Here is a 19,278-nt window from a genome sequence, read left to right as displayed (position 1 = left end):
AATCTCACCATCTTTCTTATGTCATTCTACACTTTTTAACGATTCCACCATGTCAATTCTTCTCAGTTTAAAATACATAACACCGTTTACAAAGAAAGAAAATGCAAGTGTTATTAGAAAACTATAGATAAAACTGCTAATATCAATATTTCTTCCAAACATGACAGATTCAATTTCTACCGTTACAATGATGAACTGATGTAAAATGTTCCCCAGTATCATTCCGAATATACCGCCTATCACCGTCAGAATGATATTTTCACGATACACATAGGCGCTGACTTCTTTGTCATAAAATCCAAGCACCTTCAGCGTCGCCAGTTCCCTCTTGCGTTCTGTAATGTTGATATTATTCAGATTATACAGTACAACAAAGGCAAGCATTCCGGCGGAAATTACAAGTACAACAATCACAATATCCAGGCTTCCCAGCATATCGTCCAGCTGACTCTCTATATCCGTTGTATAGCTGACACTCAAAGCGCCTGGATTTTCCAGTATTTCTTCTCCGATTTCCTGTGCCTGTTTTGTTGTACCGTCTTGTGTCTTAAAGTATACTGCGTTATACTCCGGTTCTTTTCCATATAGCTTGGCATACAGCTCCGAAGTCATATATAGATAGTGCCCCATGTAATTCTCACAGATGCTTTCTACTTTTATCGGAATCTCCCCTTTGACGTCATCTTGTATCTCAATTGTTTCGCCCGCTTCCACATCCAGTGTCTTAGCCATCTTTTCTGTCAAAATCACACCGTCATTGTCCAAGCTGTATCTTTCCTTTGTCACCCGGTTTTCAAAAACCACCAGCTCAGAAAAATCTTCTGTATTTTCCGGCACATTTAAGTAGACCTCTCCTTTATTCTCCCCGTTGTGTACTTTTACCTGCGTCAGAAGATTTTTTGCCGTCATATCCGTCCGGCTGTCTGCCTGGAGCGAATCATATATCTCCTGCTTCTCCTCGTCAGCTGCATCCTCATTTAATATTACATTTCCATCATACAATTGTATTTTCTCATACTGCAGCACTCCAATATTAAAAATAGAATCCTGAAGCCCAAAACCTACGAGCAAAAGTGCCATCGAGCCTCCGATACCAAATACAGTCATAAAAAACCGCTTTTTATATCGTACGAGATTGCGCACTGTTGCTTTCCATATAAAGCTTAATCTTTTCCAGATAAAAGTCAGTCTCTCCAGCAAAACTCGTTTTCCCTGCTTAGGAGCAGGCGGACGCATCAGCTCTGCCGCCTGTTCTTTTAACTCTTTAAAGCAGGCAAAAAATGTCGCGCCAATCGTGCAGACAAGCGCCGCTGCAGATGCTGCCACAGCATAAGACAGATTATACGGCACTATGATACTATCCATATGTGTATACATAATTCCATAAGCTGTAATAATAATGTACGGCAGTATCTTTTCCCCAACCAGCACACCTACGACACAGCCGCCGACCGTAGCAAGAAATGCATAGCCCAGATATTTTCCCGCAATGGAATGTCGCTCATATCCAAGCGCTTTTAGTGTACCAATCAGTGTCCTCTGTTCCTCTACCATACGAGTCATAGTCGTCAGACTGACTAACGCTGCAACCAGAAAAAACAAAACAGGGAAGACTTCCCCAATCGCCCGCATCCTGTCCGCATTGTCCCCATATCCGGAATAATCCGTTATCGCATCATTTCTGTCATTGACATACCATTTCGCATGTTCGATCTTTTCAATCTCATCTTCTGCATCCTGTATCTTCTTTTTTCCTTCTGTGAGCTGTTCTTCTGCCTCTGTTTTTCCCTCCTCATACTCACTCCACCCCTCAATAAGCTCCTGCTCTTTTTCTGCAATTTCTTCCTGTGCAGCTGCCAGCTGTGTTTTTGCCTGACTGATTTGTGCCCAGCCGCTGTCAAGCTGTCCCTGGCCGGCATCCAGCTGTGCCTCCGCCTGATCGATCTGACTCTGTCCGGTGTCTAGTTGAGAAAGATACCCATTCACCTGCTCTAATGCCTGCTGCCGGTACTGCTCATGAAACTGTTCGGGAAAAGCAGCATCTAGCGCTTCCTTTGCCTGTTCCTTTACCGTACTTCTAAAGGCATCACTATTTATCTGCGCAAGAGCCGCTTCCTGTACTGCAAGCTGTGTTTTTAGCTCTTCCAGTTTTCCACTGGTGTCTCCTGCTTCTTCCAATGCCCGAATTTCTTCTTCCAGCTTAGTAATCACACTCTCTATCTGTGCCGCCTGTGTATTTAATTCTGCGTCCACCGCTTCGTAGGCCTGTAATAACGCCGTATTATATCCCTGTTGGTATGCCGCCTGGTAGTTCTCGTCTTTTGTAATATTTCCTGCCTCTAATGCAGTTTTTTGTGTCTCCAGCGCTGTCTTCGCCGTATCCAACTCCGCCTGCCTGGAGATGAGCTCGGTCTTTGCGCTGTCGATTTCCCCTTGCTTTGCCGTCAGCTCACTTTCCGAAGCTGCAAGCTGATTCAAAGAATTCTCTATCTCCGCCTTTGCACTGTCTATCTGGCTTTGCCCGTCCTCCAGCTCTTGCTCTGCCTCCGCAAGCTGTTCTTCTACTTCGGACTGTGCCTCTTCTAATTCTTCTTTCGCCTCTTCCAGTTGGGAATTCGCCTCATCTATCACCTCTTGATACCGAGCAGTTTCACGTCCTTCTTTTATCTCCTCCACACGGCTTGTCACTTCTCCCACTCGGTCATCATATGCGGAAGTAAACGCAGTCAATGCCTTTGCCCCTTCTACCGATGCATACAGTTCTGTATATACATCCATATCAAAGCTGTCTGCCGGTACACTGACAAATCCATCTACACTCCCTGTGCCAATGGTCGTGCTGCCTCTCTGAAAGGAAATATAACATGGACTGCTGACTGCACCTACAATTGTAAAGGTATCTGTCTGCAATGTATCTGTAATCGCGTCCTCCGTCCCCGAACGGAATGTGATCTTATCTCCTATTTTATATTCACCGGCTTCCAGAAAATCTACATCTACCGCACACTCATCTGCTGCTTTCGGAAGCCGTCCTTCCTCCACCTGCACCTCGTTCATTGTCGGCAGGATAGAAGAGATATGTACCACGCTTTCATTTTCATTCCCTGTACAGAGCGCATCTACCGAATACCCGCCCTCTACTGCTTCGATTCCCTCTACCTTTTCCAGTGCATGGACGTCGTCCTCTGTAAGTCCCAGCGTACTGACAACCTGGATATCCATCAGATTTTTCTCGTCAAAATAAGCGTCTCCTGACACCCGCATATCCGGCTCCGCTGAACGGATACCCGAAAAAAACGCAACGCCAATCGCCACAATGAAAAAGATAGACAGAAAACGTCCCAGACTGCGTCTGATTTCCATATAAAAATCTTTTCTCAATGCTTTTCTGTTCATCAAAACAACCTACCATTCAATTTCATCTATTGACACCGGATTTTCATTGATCTCCATTTTGGATACCCTGCCGTTTTTTATTTTAATCAGCCGATCCGCCATTGGCGCTAAAGCAGAATTATGTGTGATAACAATCACTGTCATGCCACGTTCCCGACACATATCCTGAAGAAGCTTTAAAATTGCTTTTCCTGTATTATAGTCCAATGCCCCTGTCGGCTCGTCACAGAGAAGGAGCTTTGGATTTTTCGCCAGCGCCCTTGCAATCGAGACACGCTGCTGCTCACCTCCCGATAACTGGGCTGGGAAATTATCCATCCGATCGGTAAGCCCCACTTCCTCCAGAACCGTTCTCGCATCCAGGGGGTCTTTACAGATCTGCAACGCCAGTTCTACATTTTCCAGTGCAGTCAGATTTGGCACCAAATTATAAAACTGGAACACAAATCCAATGTCTTCCCGTCTGTACCCAGTCAACTGTCTTGCCGAATATTTTGTAATCTCTTCTCCATCCACAACAAGGCTTCCAGATGTAGCTGTATCCATCCCGCCTAATATATTGAGCACCGTTGTCTTTCCAGCGCCGCTTGGCCCTACGATTACAACAAATTCCCCCTTATGGATCGAGAAGTCGATCCCGTCCACTGCACGGATCTCGACTTCTCCCATTTTATAAATCTTTGTGATATTATGTAATTTTACAAAGTTTTCCATATATGTATCTCCCGACGTAAAAATATGACTAATTCTGTATCAATTATTATAGCATGTTCCCATAAAAATTTAATCAAATTCAATGTTATTTCACACTTTTTTAATCTCTTTCACCTCGGATAAATAACGCAATCAAGGCATATTTCTTTGCGGCCTCACTTCCTTTACCGGTCTCCGTTTCCTCCTATTCTGTGATATAATACTTCTATAAATATTGATACATATTCCATTAAAATATTAGGAGGCATAACTGTGAAAAATATACAAATAACATCTGGATATAATTTTGAAGGATATAATATCACTGAGTATTTAGGGCTATGCTCTGGTGAAGCGGCACTCGGCACAGGATTTTTGAGTAGCTTAGGCGCTGGGATCGCCGATATACTGGGGACTAACAGTACCATGTATGAAGAAAAATTAAATAACGCCCGCAACATGGCTTTAGATAATTTAATACATCAGGCAAAAATGTGCGGTGCAAACGCGGTTATTGCTGTGCAAATTGAATATACTGCATTTTCAGCAGATATTATGGGTGTCACCGCAAATGGAACAGCTGTTAAAATCGAAAAATCTGTAACCTCTCTTCTAAATCTCAATAAAAAAGTTGAAATTACTGATTATAATGCAGAAATTCCTATAAGGCCTATAGCTTTTTCACTTTCGTGCTCTGAACGTCAATGCTACGCCAGATTACTGTCCGTTGATGTATCCTCTAATAATATCCATACATTAAAAGGCAATATTGTTTTTACTACTATTTTAGACGATATATACGAAATCAAAAATACTTATTTTTACGATTTTACAAAAGAAGACAATAACTATCGAATCAGTACATTTATACCGATTGCTGTTCCTACAGAATTAATTCCTGTATTAAAATCAGCTTCTTTTGAAATTACCAAATATAAAGACGATCTAAAAACATGCATCAGCTCTAATCATATAAATCCATCTGCGCTGCTGGATAAGTCTCCCAAACAATCTGACAGCTTAACGCTTAGGCATGATTATATATATTTTATCAAAAGTTTAAATAGCGCAAAAGAAATTTATGATTATAGCCTTAATTTTAATGCAGAGCATAATGATTTTATACCAAATGATCTTCTTGAAGCTATAAAATCATTAGTCTCCAACGAACGAATGTATGGAAATATGTCTAAAGATTGTATCCAAAAAATAGAACTATATTTCTCGGATAATATTTAGCTGCTATATTCTTACCTGGAATTCCCTTCATAACATAAAGAACAAAGTGTCTTCGACACTTCAGCCCCCTATCCCCCATTCATGGGGGAATTAGGGGTTTCTTTTTGTGTTAGTTTCCTGCATAATAGTCTTATGAATATTTTACAGAAGATTTTTAAAGACCATTATGAAGAAATGATTTATATTTTACATCCCCGTATCTCTGTTATTGAGAATGTTGAAAAAATGATTCACTGCGGTGACCCTTCTTTCGGCGGCGCAATGTACCACTGTCCCCACTGCGCAGAATGGAAGTTCGTTCCCTTTCGCTGCCACAGCCGCTTTTGCCCTACCTGCGGCAACATGTATTCCATCCACCGTACCACTTCTATGTCTTTTAAGCTCCTTGCCTGCACTCACCGCCATTGTGTCTTCACTATCCCTGAACAGCTTCGCCCTTTCTTCCTCCACAACCGTTCTCTTCTTAACTGCCTTTTTTCCGCAGTCCAAAGTGTTATCTTCCGCTTATTTTCTAAGGTGAATACATCCAAAAATTTTACTCCCGGTTTTATTTGCGTCCTTCATACTTTCGGTCGTGACCTGAAATGGAATCCACATATTCATTGTCTTGTTACCCAAGGCGGGCTTAGCCACGATAATTTTTGGCGCAAACTCTCTCATTTCAACTTCTCTTTTCTGCGCAGCGCCTTTTGTACCGCACTCCTCAATTCACTTCATCAGCAGCTTGGTCCCTCTTTTAAAAAAATGAAAGCTTTTTGCTATCAACACTGCAGGAACGGCTTTTATGTTTATGCCAAACCCAATCTTTGCAACCCCTATGCTGTCTCCAAATATATCGGTCGCTATCTCGGTCGCCCTCCCATTGCCACTTCCCGCATTGATGCTTACAATGGCGATTCCGTCACCTTTCATTACAACCGCCATGAGGATGAAAAACTTGTTGTTGAAACACTCCCTGCCTTGGACTTTATCTCCCGCCTGATTCAGCACATCCCAGAAAAGCACTTTAAAATGATTCGCTACTATGGTCTTTATGCAAGGCACCGCGAATCAGACAAACTCCTTTTCCGGGCTATTTCCCAAAAAGCCCGTCCTTTTCTCCTTAGCTTCAACAAATGGCGCTGCTCCATCATAGCCTCTTTCGGCTATGACCCTTTAAAGTGTCCTAAATGTGGCAAAACCATGCTCCTCCTTGAAATTTACTACAACCATCATCCTGTTTCTCTGCAAGAATTATACGAAAAAGCAATGCGAAAGTACCTGCCCCGTTCTCCTGCTAAAAGTAAATTTCTTTTATCTCCTTTTCATTCGTGATACAATCAGAATATCAAGTATGAAACGGAGGCAGCATTCCCATGAAACCCATAAGTGAGCATGAACTTGCAGAGAAACTCAGGAAGCAATACATCGAATCTCCTCCGGAAGGTATGACCCCTTATGATATTAAATACATGAGCGACAGTGACCTTCTGGATATGGATTATTTTCTACATGAATTTGATGACGATGACGATTTTGAAGAAGAAGATTTTTATCTTTTCTAATATCGTCTATTTCCCATGCCCATTTTTTTAGTGGACTATTTTTTCTCTTTTTCTAAAAGGGAGAACTTTCCTAATACTCAAGAATATCTTGATAAGATAGGTCTTGAGATTTCGAGAATGAAAACAGGAAGTATTGCTCTAATTAACCAAATAACCACAATAAGCAAAATACGTATATTTGATCCTCGACACCTGAAAGGTGTACTTGCTGGTATTTCATTATCTGAAGAGAATATGGAAAAAATTAATCAAAAAGTAAAAGATTTATATATTTTCTAAGAAAAGCAACAGAAATATTACGGAAATGCGGAATATTTCCATTGACTACGAGCATAATATGAACTATAACAGATTAACAGAAAAGAGAAATTCTTTTCCTAATATCGCCCTTGGGGCATCAAAGAAGACATTAGTCTATTATGTGAAGACCTCGTAGTAATACGGGGTCTTTTACGTTATTATAATTGATGATATAATGGGAATACAATAAATTGAGTTGAAAAGGTCGGAAAGGCTCCCGACACACTCGAAAGAGTACCTGAGATGCTGGATACGCCGTCCCGCTTGTAACTCAGTTTACTAATCGAAGGTGTTTCCCATTGTGGAAGCTCCTTTTATATTTTGTAAAATATAAATATTCTAAAAAACCAAACCGTCCTGGCACCGTCCGGGGCAATCCAAAATAATATATTTACCCAGGCAACTGGGAGGGCGAATCCATCCGTTTCGGAGTCTTGCGAAAGGGGTGGTGCTTATGTTCGTTACATATAATGACTTATTTACATTTGTACTAATGATTATCGCAATCATCACTCTTGTAAAAAGTTTCTTTGACAAACGAAAAAAGTAGTCGCCCGTATCTTGGTAGGATAAGCGACTACTTTTCGTAGTTTAACATCTTACCCGGGACGGATAGGCTTCATCTATCTATCCCAGTTGTCTTGTTAAGTATATTATAGCAAATATACTTTAAATGTCAACCGCCCCGGTACGCCAATACCGGAGCAGTTCCAGCACAATCCGAAGATTATGCTGTAATCTCTCGCAGGAATATTGTATCATCTTCGGTGCAGCTGCACAATACAGAACATTTGTGCGCTGTTATTTTTGTACACAAAAAGGAGATGATTTTATGGCAACTGCAAAAAAATTACCTTCCGGCTCTTGGCGTTGTCAGGTATTTAGCCATTATGAGCCCGTGTTTGATGAACAAGGACGGGTGGTAATTGATCCAAAGACTAAAAGGTCAAAAAAGAAGCGGATATACGAATCCTTTACAAGCAATGATCCGGCATGTAGAGGAAAGATTGAAGCTGAGATTCTTGCGAATGAATTTTATCTCAACCGCAAAAGAAAGTCGCGGCACACGGATCGACTCACGCTATTTGAGGCGATTGAGAAATATATCACTGTTTCAAATGTATCTCTAAGCCCAAAAACAATAGAAGAATATTGGAAAATCCGCAAGAACTGTTTCCAGAGCATTATGGACATTGAACTCCGCAACCTCACAGATGACATTCTGCAGGATGCCATCACCGTGGAAAGTCAACGCCCCAATCGGCGCTGCACAAAAAATACGCGGACAATATCTCCCAAAACCGTTCGCAATGCTTATGGCCTGGTATCTGCCGTTATCCATCAGTATATCAACGGATATACACCGAATGTCAAGCTACCGAAAGTTCCGCAGAAAATTGTTGCTCTCCCTACACCGGAAGTCATATTCAACATTATCAAAGGGACAGATAAGAGCCTCCCCCCTCCTGACAAAGAGAAATATAAAGCATGGCTCCTACTCTTTGACCGGAAAGATGATAAAAAATCTATGCGGGATTTCAAGAAGTTCATGCAACACGAAAACGGACCCCCTTCATAAATACTGACGATATACAATGGAGTATACGGGATTCGAACCCGTGGCCTCAACAATGCGAATGTTGCGCGCTCCCAACTGCGCTAATACCCCTTATATGGACCTGGCGGGAATCGAACCCGCGTCCAAAAACCTATCCCATGTACTTCTACTATCATAGTTAGTTCTTTTTGATTCCCCCCGCTGTACGGAAACTAACATCCTTACAGTTTAGGTAGCTTCATCATACGCCTGCCGGCTCAAAGCTTTGCCGGCATCGTTTCTCACATAGTCGGTGCCAGTTCCCTAAAGTGTGAGTGCCTTAGGGCTGACATGCAGCAATTAGGCTGCAGCTAATTCGTAATTATCGTTAGCGTTTAATTTTAAATTCGTGATTTGACGCATCAACCTGCGGATAGCTTCTCCATCTTCAAGATCCCTGTCGAAACCAGTACAAGCCCTTGTTGATTTGATATACGAAATTCTTCTCCCAATCAGATATTCAAATTGAGAATATAAAGACCGTATACTATATAATATAAAATGATAAACTAAAATGTCAAGATTTACTTTTATTTTTCACAAACATAATACTTTTTTTACACTGATTATGTGATAATATATACCTATGATGTGAAAAAGATTTTACAAAAGGAGAAAAATTATGCCGACAACCTATGCACATTATAGATTTGGAAAAGAAGTCATCAGCGCGTTGCCGCGTCCTTTGCAGGGTGCCATAGAAAACCACAGAGAGCTTTTTGACATTGGACTTCATGGGCCAGACATCCTGTTTTATTATAAAGCTCTTATGAAAAATCCAGTCAGCGAACAAGGATATGACCTGCATGAAAGAATGGCGGATATATTTTTTAACCAGGCGGCAGAAACCATAAAGACAGCCGCAGATCCCGCTGCAGCCAGAGCCTATATCTATGGCTTTATCTGCCACTTTGCTTTGGATAGTGAATGTCATCCTTATATCGAAAAAATAATACAGACAAGCGGGATCACTCACTCGGAAATTGAGATGGAATTTGACAGGCTGCTTCTGTGTGAGGACTATATCAATCCAGTGAAGTATCTCACTGTACGACACATCCACCCTACAGCAGTAAATGCCGAAATTATAGCTCCCTTCTTCGAGGGACTCTCTTCGGATACAATAAAAAAAGCTTTAAAATCTATGATTTTTTATCACAAATTGCTGCTTGCTCCAAATCCGAAAAAACGCCGGTTTCTCTTTGGCGCCATGAAGCTGGCAAAAAAATATGATACCATGCATGGAATGGTGATGAGTGAAGCGCCAAATTCTGCCTGTGAAAATTACTGCCAGCTTCTAAGGCGGCTATATGCAGGGGCAGTACCTCTTGCCGCAGGACTGATTATCCAGTATCAAAGGATGCTGTTTGAACAAAAAGAGCTTCCACAGCGTTTCCACAGAACATTTGGAGCCGGAGAAAACTGGGAGACTCTTCCCTTATAGGAAGATAGAATATTTCGCCAAAAGAGAGGAATGAGTATGAAATTTAAACTGACGAAAATGGAGAAAAACTGGGTACTTTATGATGTAGGAAACTCAGCGTTTACAATGATGGTATCTACCATCTTCCCCATCTACTTTAATACACTTGCCGGAAATGCCGGAATTTCAGATGTAGACTATCTCGCCTACTGGGGATATGCAGTCTCTGTCAGCACCCTGCTGGTAGCGCTTATCGGCCCCACACTGGGAGCTGTCGCAGATACTAAGAATTATAAAAAGAAAATTTTTGGAATTGTTATGGCTGCAGGAATCGCCGGATGTATTCTTCTGGGCTTTCTCTCTTCCTGGTTCTGGTTCCTTGTTGTCTTTATCCTTGCAAAGACCGGATATTCTGCAAGTCTCGTATTTTATGACGCAATGCTTCCCGATATAACAGAACCAGAGCGAATGGATCGGGTTTCTTCTCATGGTTACGCCTGGGGTTATATTGGAAGCTGTATTCCCTTTGCCATAAGCCTTCTCATCGTCCTGTTCGGAGGAAATATAGGCTTAAGCGCACAGCAATCCATGATTATAGCCTTTTTGATTACTGCTGTCTGGTGGGGCTGTTCTGCTCTCCCTCTGATGAAAAATTACAAACAACGGTATTATGCGCAGGCAGGGAATCATATAATAAGAGACAGCTTCCGCCGTCTGGGTCATACCTTTCGGGAGCTTGTAAAAGAAAAACATATTTTTCTCTTTCTGCTGGCATTCTTCTTTTATATCGACGGAGTTTACACTGTCATCGATATGGCGACGGCCTACGGACAGGCTCTGGGATTGGACAGTAACGGGCTCCTCGTAGCCCTGCTTGTGACACAAATTGTTGCATTTCCGTCTGTACTGATTTTTGGAAGGCTGGTAAAGAAAATATCTCCCGAAAAGATAATTACTGTCTGTATCGCTGCGTATTTTTGTATTGCCATCTATGCCTACTGGCTGGACACACAGTTAGATTTCTGGATTCTCGCCGTTTTAGTAGGAATGTTCCAGGGTACAATACAGGCTTTGTCCCGATCCTATTTTGCCAAGATTATTCCAGCTGAAAAATCCGGAGAATATTTCGGAATCTATGACATCTGCGGAAAGGGCGCCTCGATTATCGGAACCGCGTTTGTCTCTTTCTTAAGCCAGATTACCGGCAGTGTCAATATGGGGGTCAGTGCATTATCCGTTATGTTTTTCATTGGACTACTTTTATTTTTAAAAGCGGCAAAATTAAATACAGTCCGAAATTTGGATTGAAAAATTTTTGTTGTATAGAAAACAGAGTTTCCTACACAACAAAAATGAGGCGGTGCACCTTACTAGTACACCGCCGCCTTTATTTTTTCGTATAGTTCTTTTGTCTTTTCTTTCGTATCACAATTTACTACAACCATCTTGTCTGCCGTTTCCATGACAACATAACTGTCACACCCTGTATATGCATACAGCTTATAGGAGCCAAATTCACTGTTTTTAAAGTTTCCTTCTGCCAGCTTAAAGCTGCCAAATCCGCCTGTCCTTTTCCCTGTCTCCAAGTCCTCTGTATAAGAAACAGAAAGAATATCTCCTACCTCTACTGTATAATCGCTCCAGTAGGAGCCTGCAATGTCGATCTGTTCTCGTGTCACTGAAATCTCTATATCTCCTGTAACCAGCAGTACTCCTACAAATACACAAATCACAGCTGTAAAAATAACGGATCCTCTTATCCCCCATTTTTTCTGTGTTTCTCCCGACTTCTCTTCTTGCAGGATCCTCTCCTGGCTTTCCTTCCTTTCTGAAACTTCTTCTCTGACTCTGCACACAGTATTACACAGAATCAAAAGAACCACAGCAGTTACAAGCGTTATGGCAAGAAAGACGTCCGGCATCCAGGCAGGCATATTTTCTCCCATGGCCAACGTGCAAAATATGGTCGCCGTAACAACTGCCATCCCTGCCCCTACCACACGACACAATTTTTTGCGATCATACCGCTGTTTCTCCTTTGAACTCGCAGTGTTATATCCGGCAATTAGAAACGCGCCTTTTCCAGAAAGAAATACGACTGTCAAAATAAGAAATAAAACAGCAATTCCCCACTCTATCCACCTCATATGTCTATCCCTTCAAACCTTTGGACTGTCTTTCCAGGTCTTCTCCTTCAATTAAAAGCTGTGTATCATACCGAAATTCTAACATATTATTTTACCTCCGTTTCTATCTCGTAATCTTATCGGGCGAAGCCCGCCGTCCCAAAGGGAATAAGTTAAGGGATGTCTTTTGGGTATACGATTTATATGACAGGCAAATTTCCCCTCCTCAGACAGAAAAACCTATTCCCGTAAATAGATATACTTATTATACCACTCCTGCCATCTGTCTGCATTACTCTTTCAGTTTCTGCGAATATTTCCGTAACAGACAGCCATACAGTGTGCAGGAAGCATAAAACATGCCTGCATGTTTTTGCGAGCGTACATCTGTATGAGCTTAAGCGCCCATCAATGAGTAAAACGGTGGTGGCAGCCACAATAAGCACGCAGTGCGGTTTTACGAATGGCGCGGGCTGAACTGTTTCGCATAATATGCGATTCCCGCTGAAACTACCGCTGCTGTTCCAAAGATAATATATACCGATTCCTTCAACCATTCAAAAAGTAAGCCGTACACCACCTGTCCTAAGGGTTGTGCACAGGTTGAAACTGCAATCACCCAGGCAATGACTTTCCCTATCATCTCGTCTGGTACTGTCATCTGGATATAAGACATGATCTGAATTACATACAGGGAGGAGGCCGCCATAATTCCCATCCCTGCCACCGCTATCATTCCATATGCGCCATAGGGCATGCCAGATAAACATACCGCTATCCCCATAGGAAGCAGCAGTCCTGCACAGCCCAAAAGAATTTTCCAGCTGCCTGGAAGCTTCAGCTTTTTACTGCATACGCCTGCTGCCATTCCTCCGGCAAGTCCTCCGACCGCCAGAATCCCCTGCAAGAATCCATACATTTTAGATGCCGTATCCTCTGTAAAGTCCAGTACCTGCATGACTACTACGGGAAGCCCGATAATAAGAAGAGCCGACAAGACCATATTTACTCCCGCACAACAGATTGTCAGCTTCCCTATTTCCGGTTTTTCCTTTGTAATATAACGGATGCCGCCTCTCATATCTTCGATTGCTTCTCTTAACAACGACCGGCTTCTTCTCCTCCTGGCAAATGGTATCCGTATAAATATTTCCATCACCGCAGACAGAAAGAAGCAAACAGACGCAGCCGCCATTACCGGAAGGATTCCCCATTTTGCATAGGCTATTCCGCCAAGCGCCGGCCCGGCCATACCTGATAAGGAGGACACCATATTTATCGCCGCATTCGCCGGCATTATTTTCTCTCTGTCTACCAGCAGCGGAACGCTCGCCTGCACAGACGGCTGATAAGCACCGGATATTCCATATAGCAAAAACAAGGTGGCCAGAATCAGACCGAGTAAACTAATCTTCCCGTAAGCTGCCAGAAACAGCAGTGTAAGCCCACAAGTAAAGAAATCCAAAAAAACCATAATGTTTCGTTTGTTTATTCTATCTGCGATAATTCCTCCAAGCGGAGCCATCACTGCCAGCGGAAGAAAGGCAAATCCAGATACAATACCAAGCGCCGCCGCTGAGCCTGTAACATCTAAAAGATGAAGCGGAAGGGCAAATCGCATTACCGCATTTCCAAATAAGGAAATAATCTGCCCTGCTACAACCAACCAAAAGTCTCTTGAAAATCCTTTATTCTTCTCCATTCGTATTTCCTCCTTTATAATTATAATACCAACCGTCGGTATGTATATTTGTAAAAGAGAAAGTCCGTTCGCGGACCTTCTATACTGTCATATACTCCTTTATGCATGGGTGCACACCTATATTTCAACCTTCCTTCTGGGTTTTCTGATAAATATCAGCAAATTCCTCCAAACGGGAAATCATGCTGTCCGACACAATATTATCCAGATTCAGAAGCTTCAAAAGATGTTGGTAAAATTTTGCTTTCCCAATCATCTCTTGCGGGGAACATCCATATATCATAGGATTCATCCAGACATTTCCTAAAAGCATAAGAACCTCCGCAGTCTCCTTTGGATACTCTAGAGATACAGAACCGTCTGCAACCCCTTCTTCTAATAATTCTGTAAAGAACTGTGCCGCTTCTTTCTGCACTACATCTTTTAGAAAAATTACTAAAAGCTGTGGATTTTTCATCATATCCGGCGCGGCAGAAAACATATTTTTCTGTTCCATTGCAAAGATAGAGATACGAAATACCTCTTCTAGCTTCTGCCGTCCATTTAGATCCTTCCTCTCCCGTATTTTATACATCTGGGCACTAGAATTCGAATACAACTTTTCTGCCACTGCCATCATAATCTCCTCTTTCGATTTGAAATGATGATAAATTGCGCCTTTGCTCAATCCGCCCAGATGCTCGATAATATCCTGGATCGAGGTGTGTTCGTATCCATTTTCAATAAACAGTTTAGAAGCTGTATCTATGATCAGATTCTTTGTCTCTTCTGGATATTTATTTCTTGCCATGCTTCCTCCTCATTGATTTACATACTAACGGTATGTTTATTATACATACCAATAGTATGTATGTCAAGCGTTACTTTCCCCGCTTTCCAAAACAAGCAATAAACCATCCTATATTTACTGCCAGTGCACACAGTGACAGAATACTCATAATGAGCAGACTCGCATAAAATATTTCTTCTCTCACCAGGTACCAATACCAGGCTCCTGCCCCTATGATACCTATCACAGGAACAGGAATTATCCAGAACCCTACTACTCCTGCCAGCACATACCGCATAGATTTTATCCCTAAAATATATAAACTTACGGGAATTACATACATACTGCCCACCCATATCAAATTGTACCACATTCCTGTACTTAAAAAACGAGTTCCATTTCCTCTCTGTGCAAGAGGGGTCAAGGTGACCTCCACCAGCAGGGTTACCAATACTGCCAAACTGGTAATTGTCCACACAATCACTCGTCTTTTCATAGATTTATCTGTTTTCGTCTGCTCCATATACTCAAAACCTCCTTCTATATTCTGCTATGGTACTGTTTTTAACATACCGTACCGATAGCTTTTATCCCTTGTCGGGCAAAACCCGCCCTCCCAAAGGAAGTAAGTTACGGTGTGCCCTTTAGGGTATGGTTTTCAGTATATATTTTTTTCTTCCCATATACATTTTCTTGTCATTTCATTACACCCTGCATGTCATAACTGGATATTGGCATCACGCCTGTTTTCTTTTATTTCCCAGAATACCGGCATGCCGCTTAGGCATTCCGTACTCCCACACTGTGCCGAACAGCCTTTACAACTGCCGTAACATACTGTACTTTGCTTTATGTATCCGGCCTGTTCCAAAAATTCCAGTTTTCGCTGAACGTCCTCCCAGTCTGTATGCAGCCTTTCAGCTAACCCTACTGTTGTCCATGTCCGTCCTTCTTTTAGCAATTCCAGCAGTTCTGTCATATCTGACACCTCTTTCTTTTTTATTTCTACATGCTTCCTTCTGTTAGAAAATCAGAACCGCAATATGATATACAAGGAACGAAAGCAGGAGCGCCATTCCCAGATAATACAAGGCAATCCGCAGAGTCCACTTTGCAGAATGTGTTTCCTGATAGGTAGAAGCAACCGCCACAACGCAAGGAATATTAAAGGTAACAGCAAATATAAATGCAAGCGCCTCTGCCGGCGCTATATTTGCCGTCAAAATCTCCCCTATATTCGCAGCCTGACCTGCACTTCCTACTGTAGAAGCAAAAATTGTTCCCGTACCTGCATAGAGCGAACTCAAAACTCCCAGAGCAGCTTCTTTACTGATAGCAGACGAAATAAATGCAAGGAAAGTCTGCCAGCCCAATCCGAAAAATCTGGTCACTGGTTCTATAAACGTTCCGATCCTATATATGATACTATTTTCTACCGCCCCGTCTCCTGAATAAGAGAGCATCCAAAACACGAGAGAGATTAGAAAAATCACCTTCAGCGCACGCAGAAGAATGTCTTTCGTCCTTCCAAAGACATAGCGCAGAAGGCTTCCCCACTTCGGTTTGTGATATGGAGGAAGTTCCATAATCAGTCCGGTACGTTCCTCCTCTTTTACAAGCCTTTTCCCGAATACTTTTGAGGTAAGCCACATATGCAGCACTGCAACACCAAAAATGATAACAATCACAAGGGGCGCTCCTGCTCCAAAAAATACACTCGCAATCACCGGCACAATCGCCCATGTAGCGGCACACGGCACTGCCCATGCCAAAGCGATCGTCAAAATCCTCTGTCCCCAGCTGTCAATCACTCTTGTGCCTGCGGCTCCGCCGATTGTACATCCAAAGCTTACAAGAAACGGCATCACTGCTTTGCCCTGTAGCCCGACTCTCGACATAGTCCCGTCAAATACATAAGAGATACGGGCCATATACCCTACTTCTTCTAACAGTCCAAATACAAATGTAATTCCAAACACGAATCCGATCATGGAAATTGCAAAATACAGCGTATTTACACCTACGTCACATACCAGCCCCACAATAACCGGCGAAGCTCCAGCTGCCGACAAAAGCGACGTCAGCGCCGGAGTTATAAACATAGGAATCAGTGCACTGGCAAGCATAAACGGCGCCGCCGGGATAAAGGACGCCACCAGCCCAAGCAGGATAATCAGCACTGCCAGCGGTTTTCCCCAGCGTTTTCCTGTAGCCAGACGGTCAAATTTTCCTAACACAGGAGAATTCTTTCTTCCTCCTACTATTCCGGATAGCACCCAGTCTATCCAGGCAAACTTCTTTTCTCCAGTCAAAAGCGCTCCGTCTTTTATTTCACTTAGCAGCTTTTCTAATTCTCCCTTTTCTTCTCCAGCCATATGCTCTTTTATATAAAGCTTTGCAGGCGCATCATTTTCTATCAGCTTCGCCGCAGTCCATACGGCAGAATATAGCTTCTCTTCTTTCGGAAGTATCTCATAAATATCCTTGAATTTTTCAATCTGTCCAAACTGATCTTTTAATTCTTCTGTATTTACCAATGTCCGATCTTTTAGCACTTTCTTAAGTACCTGGTAAAATCTTCCATACCCCTTTTTATCCGTAGCAGAAAATGGCAGAACCGGAATCCCAAGTCTTTTCTCCAGTTCCTTAACATCTATGGTCTTTCCTTGTTCTTCTGCAATATCTATCATATTGAGCACAAGAAATGCAGGAATCTGAATGCCCGCATAATCCGCCAGCATAAAAAGGCTTCTCCCAAGCTGAGAGGCGTCCGCCAGAATACACACTGCGTCTGCTTTCCCGGAAGCAATATATTCTCTTGTAATCACCTCTTCTTCCGAATTTGCCGAGAGACTATATGAACCCGGCAAGTCAACTACTGTATACTGCAGTCCGTCATATGTAAAATACCCTTCCTTTTTTTCTACTGTCTTCCCCGGCCAGTTTCCCACATGCTGACGCATTCCGGTCAGCCCGTTAAACAGCGTAGATTTTCCTGAATTCGGCTGCCCCAACAGCGCAATTACGGATTCCCTGTTTTGTTTCATTATTCTCTCCCTCCCTGTATCTGAATCTTACCGCACTCTTCCCTATTTAAAGCAATCATTGTGTCCCTGCTGTATATCAGCAAGGGGCGTTTCTTCTCGTTTAAGATAACGGTAACGGGGCTTCCCGGTGTAAGCCCTATAGATGTGATCCGGCTTAAAAACCGGGTATCTCCTTCTACCTTTGCAATAATTCCTTTCTCTCCGCTTTCTGCCTGTGTTAGCTTCTTCATGTATTCTTTCCTTCCTTTCCTAAATTCTCACCTCTATTTTGGTATCTGTACTTCAGTTTTATTCAAGCGTCGGTATTCCAGCGGCGTCACCTTTGTATATCGGCGGAACGCACTGCCAAATTTTCCCGGATTTGCATAGCCTACTTCCATTGCAATATCGGAAATACTTCTTTTTGTCTGCTGCAAAAGCTCCATCGCCCGTTTCATTTTCAACTCTCTTGTATATACCGAAATAGGTTTTTCATACATCATCCGGAAATATTTCTTCAAAGAGCTGGCGCTGATTCCTTCCATCTGTGCCAGTTCTTCAATAGAAAAAGAATTTTCCAGATGTTCTGACAGTTGTTTTTCTATCCGCAGCACCATCTCTCTTTGTCCCTTCGTCAGATAGCTTTTTACACAGCCTTTTTCTCTTTGTAACATCTTTCCCATGAGATAGAACAGCTGCAATGTACAGAACCGAAAATCCGCAGTCTCTCCTTTGCCGCTTTTCAGGTGTTCGGCCAGTTTCCGCGCTGCTGCCTCCCATTGTATATCTGTCTTTCCCAGCCAGCTTCCATTCCTTTTCTGAAGATAATCTGCCAGTTCTGCTACATCAATCCCATATTCCTTCCAGTTAGATAACGCTCCGTCTCTGACCGCATTTAAATCAATCACAATCTCCAGTCCCTCATATCTGGAAGCAGGCGACACCATCCATCCAGAGGCAGGATTCATGTCAACACTTAAATCGCCTCTTCCTACGTATACATACCGGCTGTCCGGAAGCGGAACCTCACATCTGCCTTCCAGGCCATAATTTAGTTTCAAATATCGATTTTCTTCTGTCTTTCTCATCCAGAATTTTTTCACATAAAAATCATTCACCCAAATTAATACACCCTGATATATTTCTGTCAGATATATTTCGCCTATTTTTTCGTCCAGCTTGATCTCGATTTTCCTCACCTGCGGAGAAATAAAGCTTTCTTCGACGCAGTAATTCGTCACATATTCCGCATTTTCAATATATTGTCTCACCGTCTCTCCTTCCCCTTCATGTTAGTTATAACTAACTTTTTTCAAAGAATATCATACTTTTATGCTTTCATCTACTCCGTATAGCTTTTTTCGCTCCATCCGACATCTTTTTAAAGAACCATGCCCTAAAGGACACACCGCAACTTATTCCCTTCAAGACGACGTACTTCGCCCGATAAGGTATACCCTAAA

At 42.5% G+C, this 19,278-nt stretch carries 16 protein-coding genes, 1 tRNA gene and 1 other RNA gene; 6 read left to right on the top strand and 12 right to left on the bottom strand.

The features are described 5' to 3' along the window. Nucleotides 1-21: 21 nt before the first annotated feature. Together ACZ5C4_RS03310 and ACZ5C4_RS03305 are read right to left on the bottom strand one after the other, a co-directional pair. A complete protein-coding gene (locus ACZ5C4_RS03310; protein WP_464519784.1) occupies nt 22-3,396 on the bottom strand; it encodes an FtsX-like permease family protein in 3,375 nt (1,124 codons plus the stop codon). A gap of 9 nt (nt 3,397-3,405) precedes the next feature. Continuing rightward, on the bottom strand, nt 3,406-4,110 hold the full coding sequence (locus tag ACZ5C4_RS03305) for an ABC transporter ATP-binding protein (RefSeq protein ID WP_186876377.1): 705 nt from the start codon (nt 4,108-4,110) through the stop codon (nt 3,406-3,408). Between the two features lie 252 nt (nt 4,111-4,362). Here ACZ5C4_RS03305 and ACZ5C4_RS03300 point away from each other — a divergent pair, with 252 nt between their 5' ends. From ACZ5C4_RS03300 to ACZ5C4_RS03285, 4 genes are all read left to right on the top strand, one after another. Next, entirely contained in the window at nt 4,363-5,328 is a 966-nt protein-coding gene (locus ACZ5C4_RS03300) for a YbjQ family protein (RefSeq protein ID WP_464519783.1), read from the top strand. Nucleotides 5,329-5,460: 132 nt separating this feature from the next. Next, entirely contained in the window at nt 5,461-6,642 is a 1,182-nt protein-coding gene (locus ACZ5C4_RS03295; RefSeq protein WP_464519782.1) for an IS91 family transposase, read from the top strand. Nucleotides 6,643-6,683: 41 nt separating this feature from the next. Continuing rightward, nucleotides 6,684-6,872, top strand: a complete 189-nt coding sequence (locus ACZ5C4_RS03290; RefSeq protein WP_186877231.1) for a hypothetical protein — start codon at nt 6,684-6,686, stop codon at nt 6,870-6,872. Nucleotides 6,873-8,004: 1,132 nt separating this feature from the next. Next, nucleotides 8,005-8,751 carry a hypothetical protein gene (locus ACZ5C4_RS03285; RefSeq protein WP_464519781.1) on the top strand — a complete coding sequence of 249 codons (747 nt, stop codon included), beginning with the start codon at nt 8,005-8,007 and terminating at the stop codon, nt 8,749-8,751. Nucleotides 8,752-8,768: 17 nt separating this feature from the next. Here ACZ5C4_RS03285 and ACZ5C4_RS03280 read toward each other — a convergent pair. Continuing rightward, nucleotides 8,769-8,841 (bottom strand) — tRNA-Ala (locus ACZ5C4_RS03280). 2 nt (nt 8,842-8,843) lie between these two features. Then, nucleotides 8,844-9,188, bottom strand: a transfer-messenger RNA (tmRNA) gene (gene ssrA, locus ACZ5C4_RS03275). Nucleotides 9,189-9,391: 203 nt separating this feature from the next. Between ssrA and ACZ5C4_RS03270 the strand changes: the two genes are divergently transcribed. Both ACZ5C4_RS03270 and ACZ5C4_RS03265 read left to right on the top strand, forming a co-directional pair. Further along, a complete protein-coding gene (locus ACZ5C4_RS03270) occupies nt 9,392-10,213 on the top strand; it encodes a zinc dependent phospholipase C family protein (protein WP_464519780.1) in 822 nt (273 codons plus the stop codon). Between the two features lie 36 nt (nt 10,214-10,249). Further along, the gene (locus ACZ5C4_RS03265) at nt 10,250-11,500 is read left to right on the top strand and encodes an MFS transporter (protein WP_464519779.1); all 1,251 of its coding nucleotides are present in this window, start codon (nt 10,250-10,252) and stop codon (nt 11,498-11,500) included. Between the two features lie 62 nt (nt 11,501-11,562). Here ACZ5C4_RS03265 and ACZ5C4_RS03260 read toward each other — a convergent pair whose 3' ends face one another. From ACZ5C4_RS03260 to ACZ5C4_RS03225, 8 genes are all read right to left on the bottom strand, one after another. Next, nucleotides 11,563-12,339: a DUF3784 domain-containing protein gene (locus tag ACZ5C4_RS03260; protein ID WP_464519778.1), complete on the bottom strand. Its 777-nt coding sequence runs from the start codon at nt 12,337-12,339 to the stop codon at nt 11,563-11,565. Between the two features lie 436 nt (nt 12,340-12,775). Beyond that, the gene (locus tag ACZ5C4_RS03255; protein WP_464519777.1) at nt 12,776-14,020 is read right to left on the bottom strand and encodes an MFS transporter; all 1,245 of its coding nucleotides are present in this window, start codon (nt 14,018-14,020) and stop codon (nt 12,776-12,778) included. 124 nt (nt 14,021-14,144) lie between these two features. Beyond that, on the bottom strand, nt 14,145-14,810 hold the full coding sequence (locus ACZ5C4_RS03250) for a TetR/AcrR family transcriptional regulator (RefSeq protein ID WP_464519776.1): 666 nt from the start codon (nt 14,808-14,810) through the stop codon (nt 14,145-14,147). Nucleotides 14,811-14,880: 70 nt separating this feature from the next. Continuing rightward, nucleotides 14,881-15,312, bottom strand: coding sequence for a DUF5391 family protein (locus ACZ5C4_RS03245; RefSeq protein ID WP_464519775.1), 432 nt, complete (start codon nt 15,310-15,312; stop codon nt 14,881-14,883). A gap of 195 nt (nt 15,313-15,507) precedes the next feature. Continuing rightward, nucleotides 15,508-15,768, bottom strand: a complete 261-nt coding sequence (locus tag ACZ5C4_RS03240; protein WP_464519774.1) for a hypothetical protein — start codon at nt 15,766-15,768, stop codon at nt 15,508-15,510. A gap of 43 nt (nt 15,769-15,811) precedes the next feature. Next, on the bottom strand, nt 15,812-17,836 hold the full coding sequence (gene feoB, locus ACZ5C4_RS03235) for a ferrous iron transport protein B (RefSeq protein WP_464519773.1): 2,025 nt from the start codon (nt 17,834-17,836) through the stop codon (nt 15,812-15,814). Beyond that, nucleotides 17,836-18,066: a FeoA family protein gene (locus ACZ5C4_RS03230; protein ID WP_464519772.1), complete on the bottom strand. Its 231-nt coding sequence runs from the start codon at nt 18,064-18,066 to the stop codon at nt 17,836-17,838. Before ACZ5C4_RS03230 ends, feoB begins: the two co-directional genes overlap by 1 nt. A 33-nt stretch (nt 18,067-18,099) precedes the next feature. Continuing rightward, the gene (locus ACZ5C4_RS03225) at nt 18,100-19,086 is read right to left on the bottom strand and encodes a helix-turn-helix domain-containing protein (RefSeq protein ID WP_464519771.1); all 987 of its coding nucleotides are present in this window, start codon (nt 19,084-19,086) and stop codon (nt 18,100-18,102) included. Nucleotides 19,087-19,278 lie beyond the last annotated feature (192 nt).

It is taken from the genome of Mediterraneibacter flintii, assembly GCF_055387595.1.
Note: the sequence above shows the minus strand (reverse complement) of the source record. Positions and strands in the feature narration are given on the sequence as shown.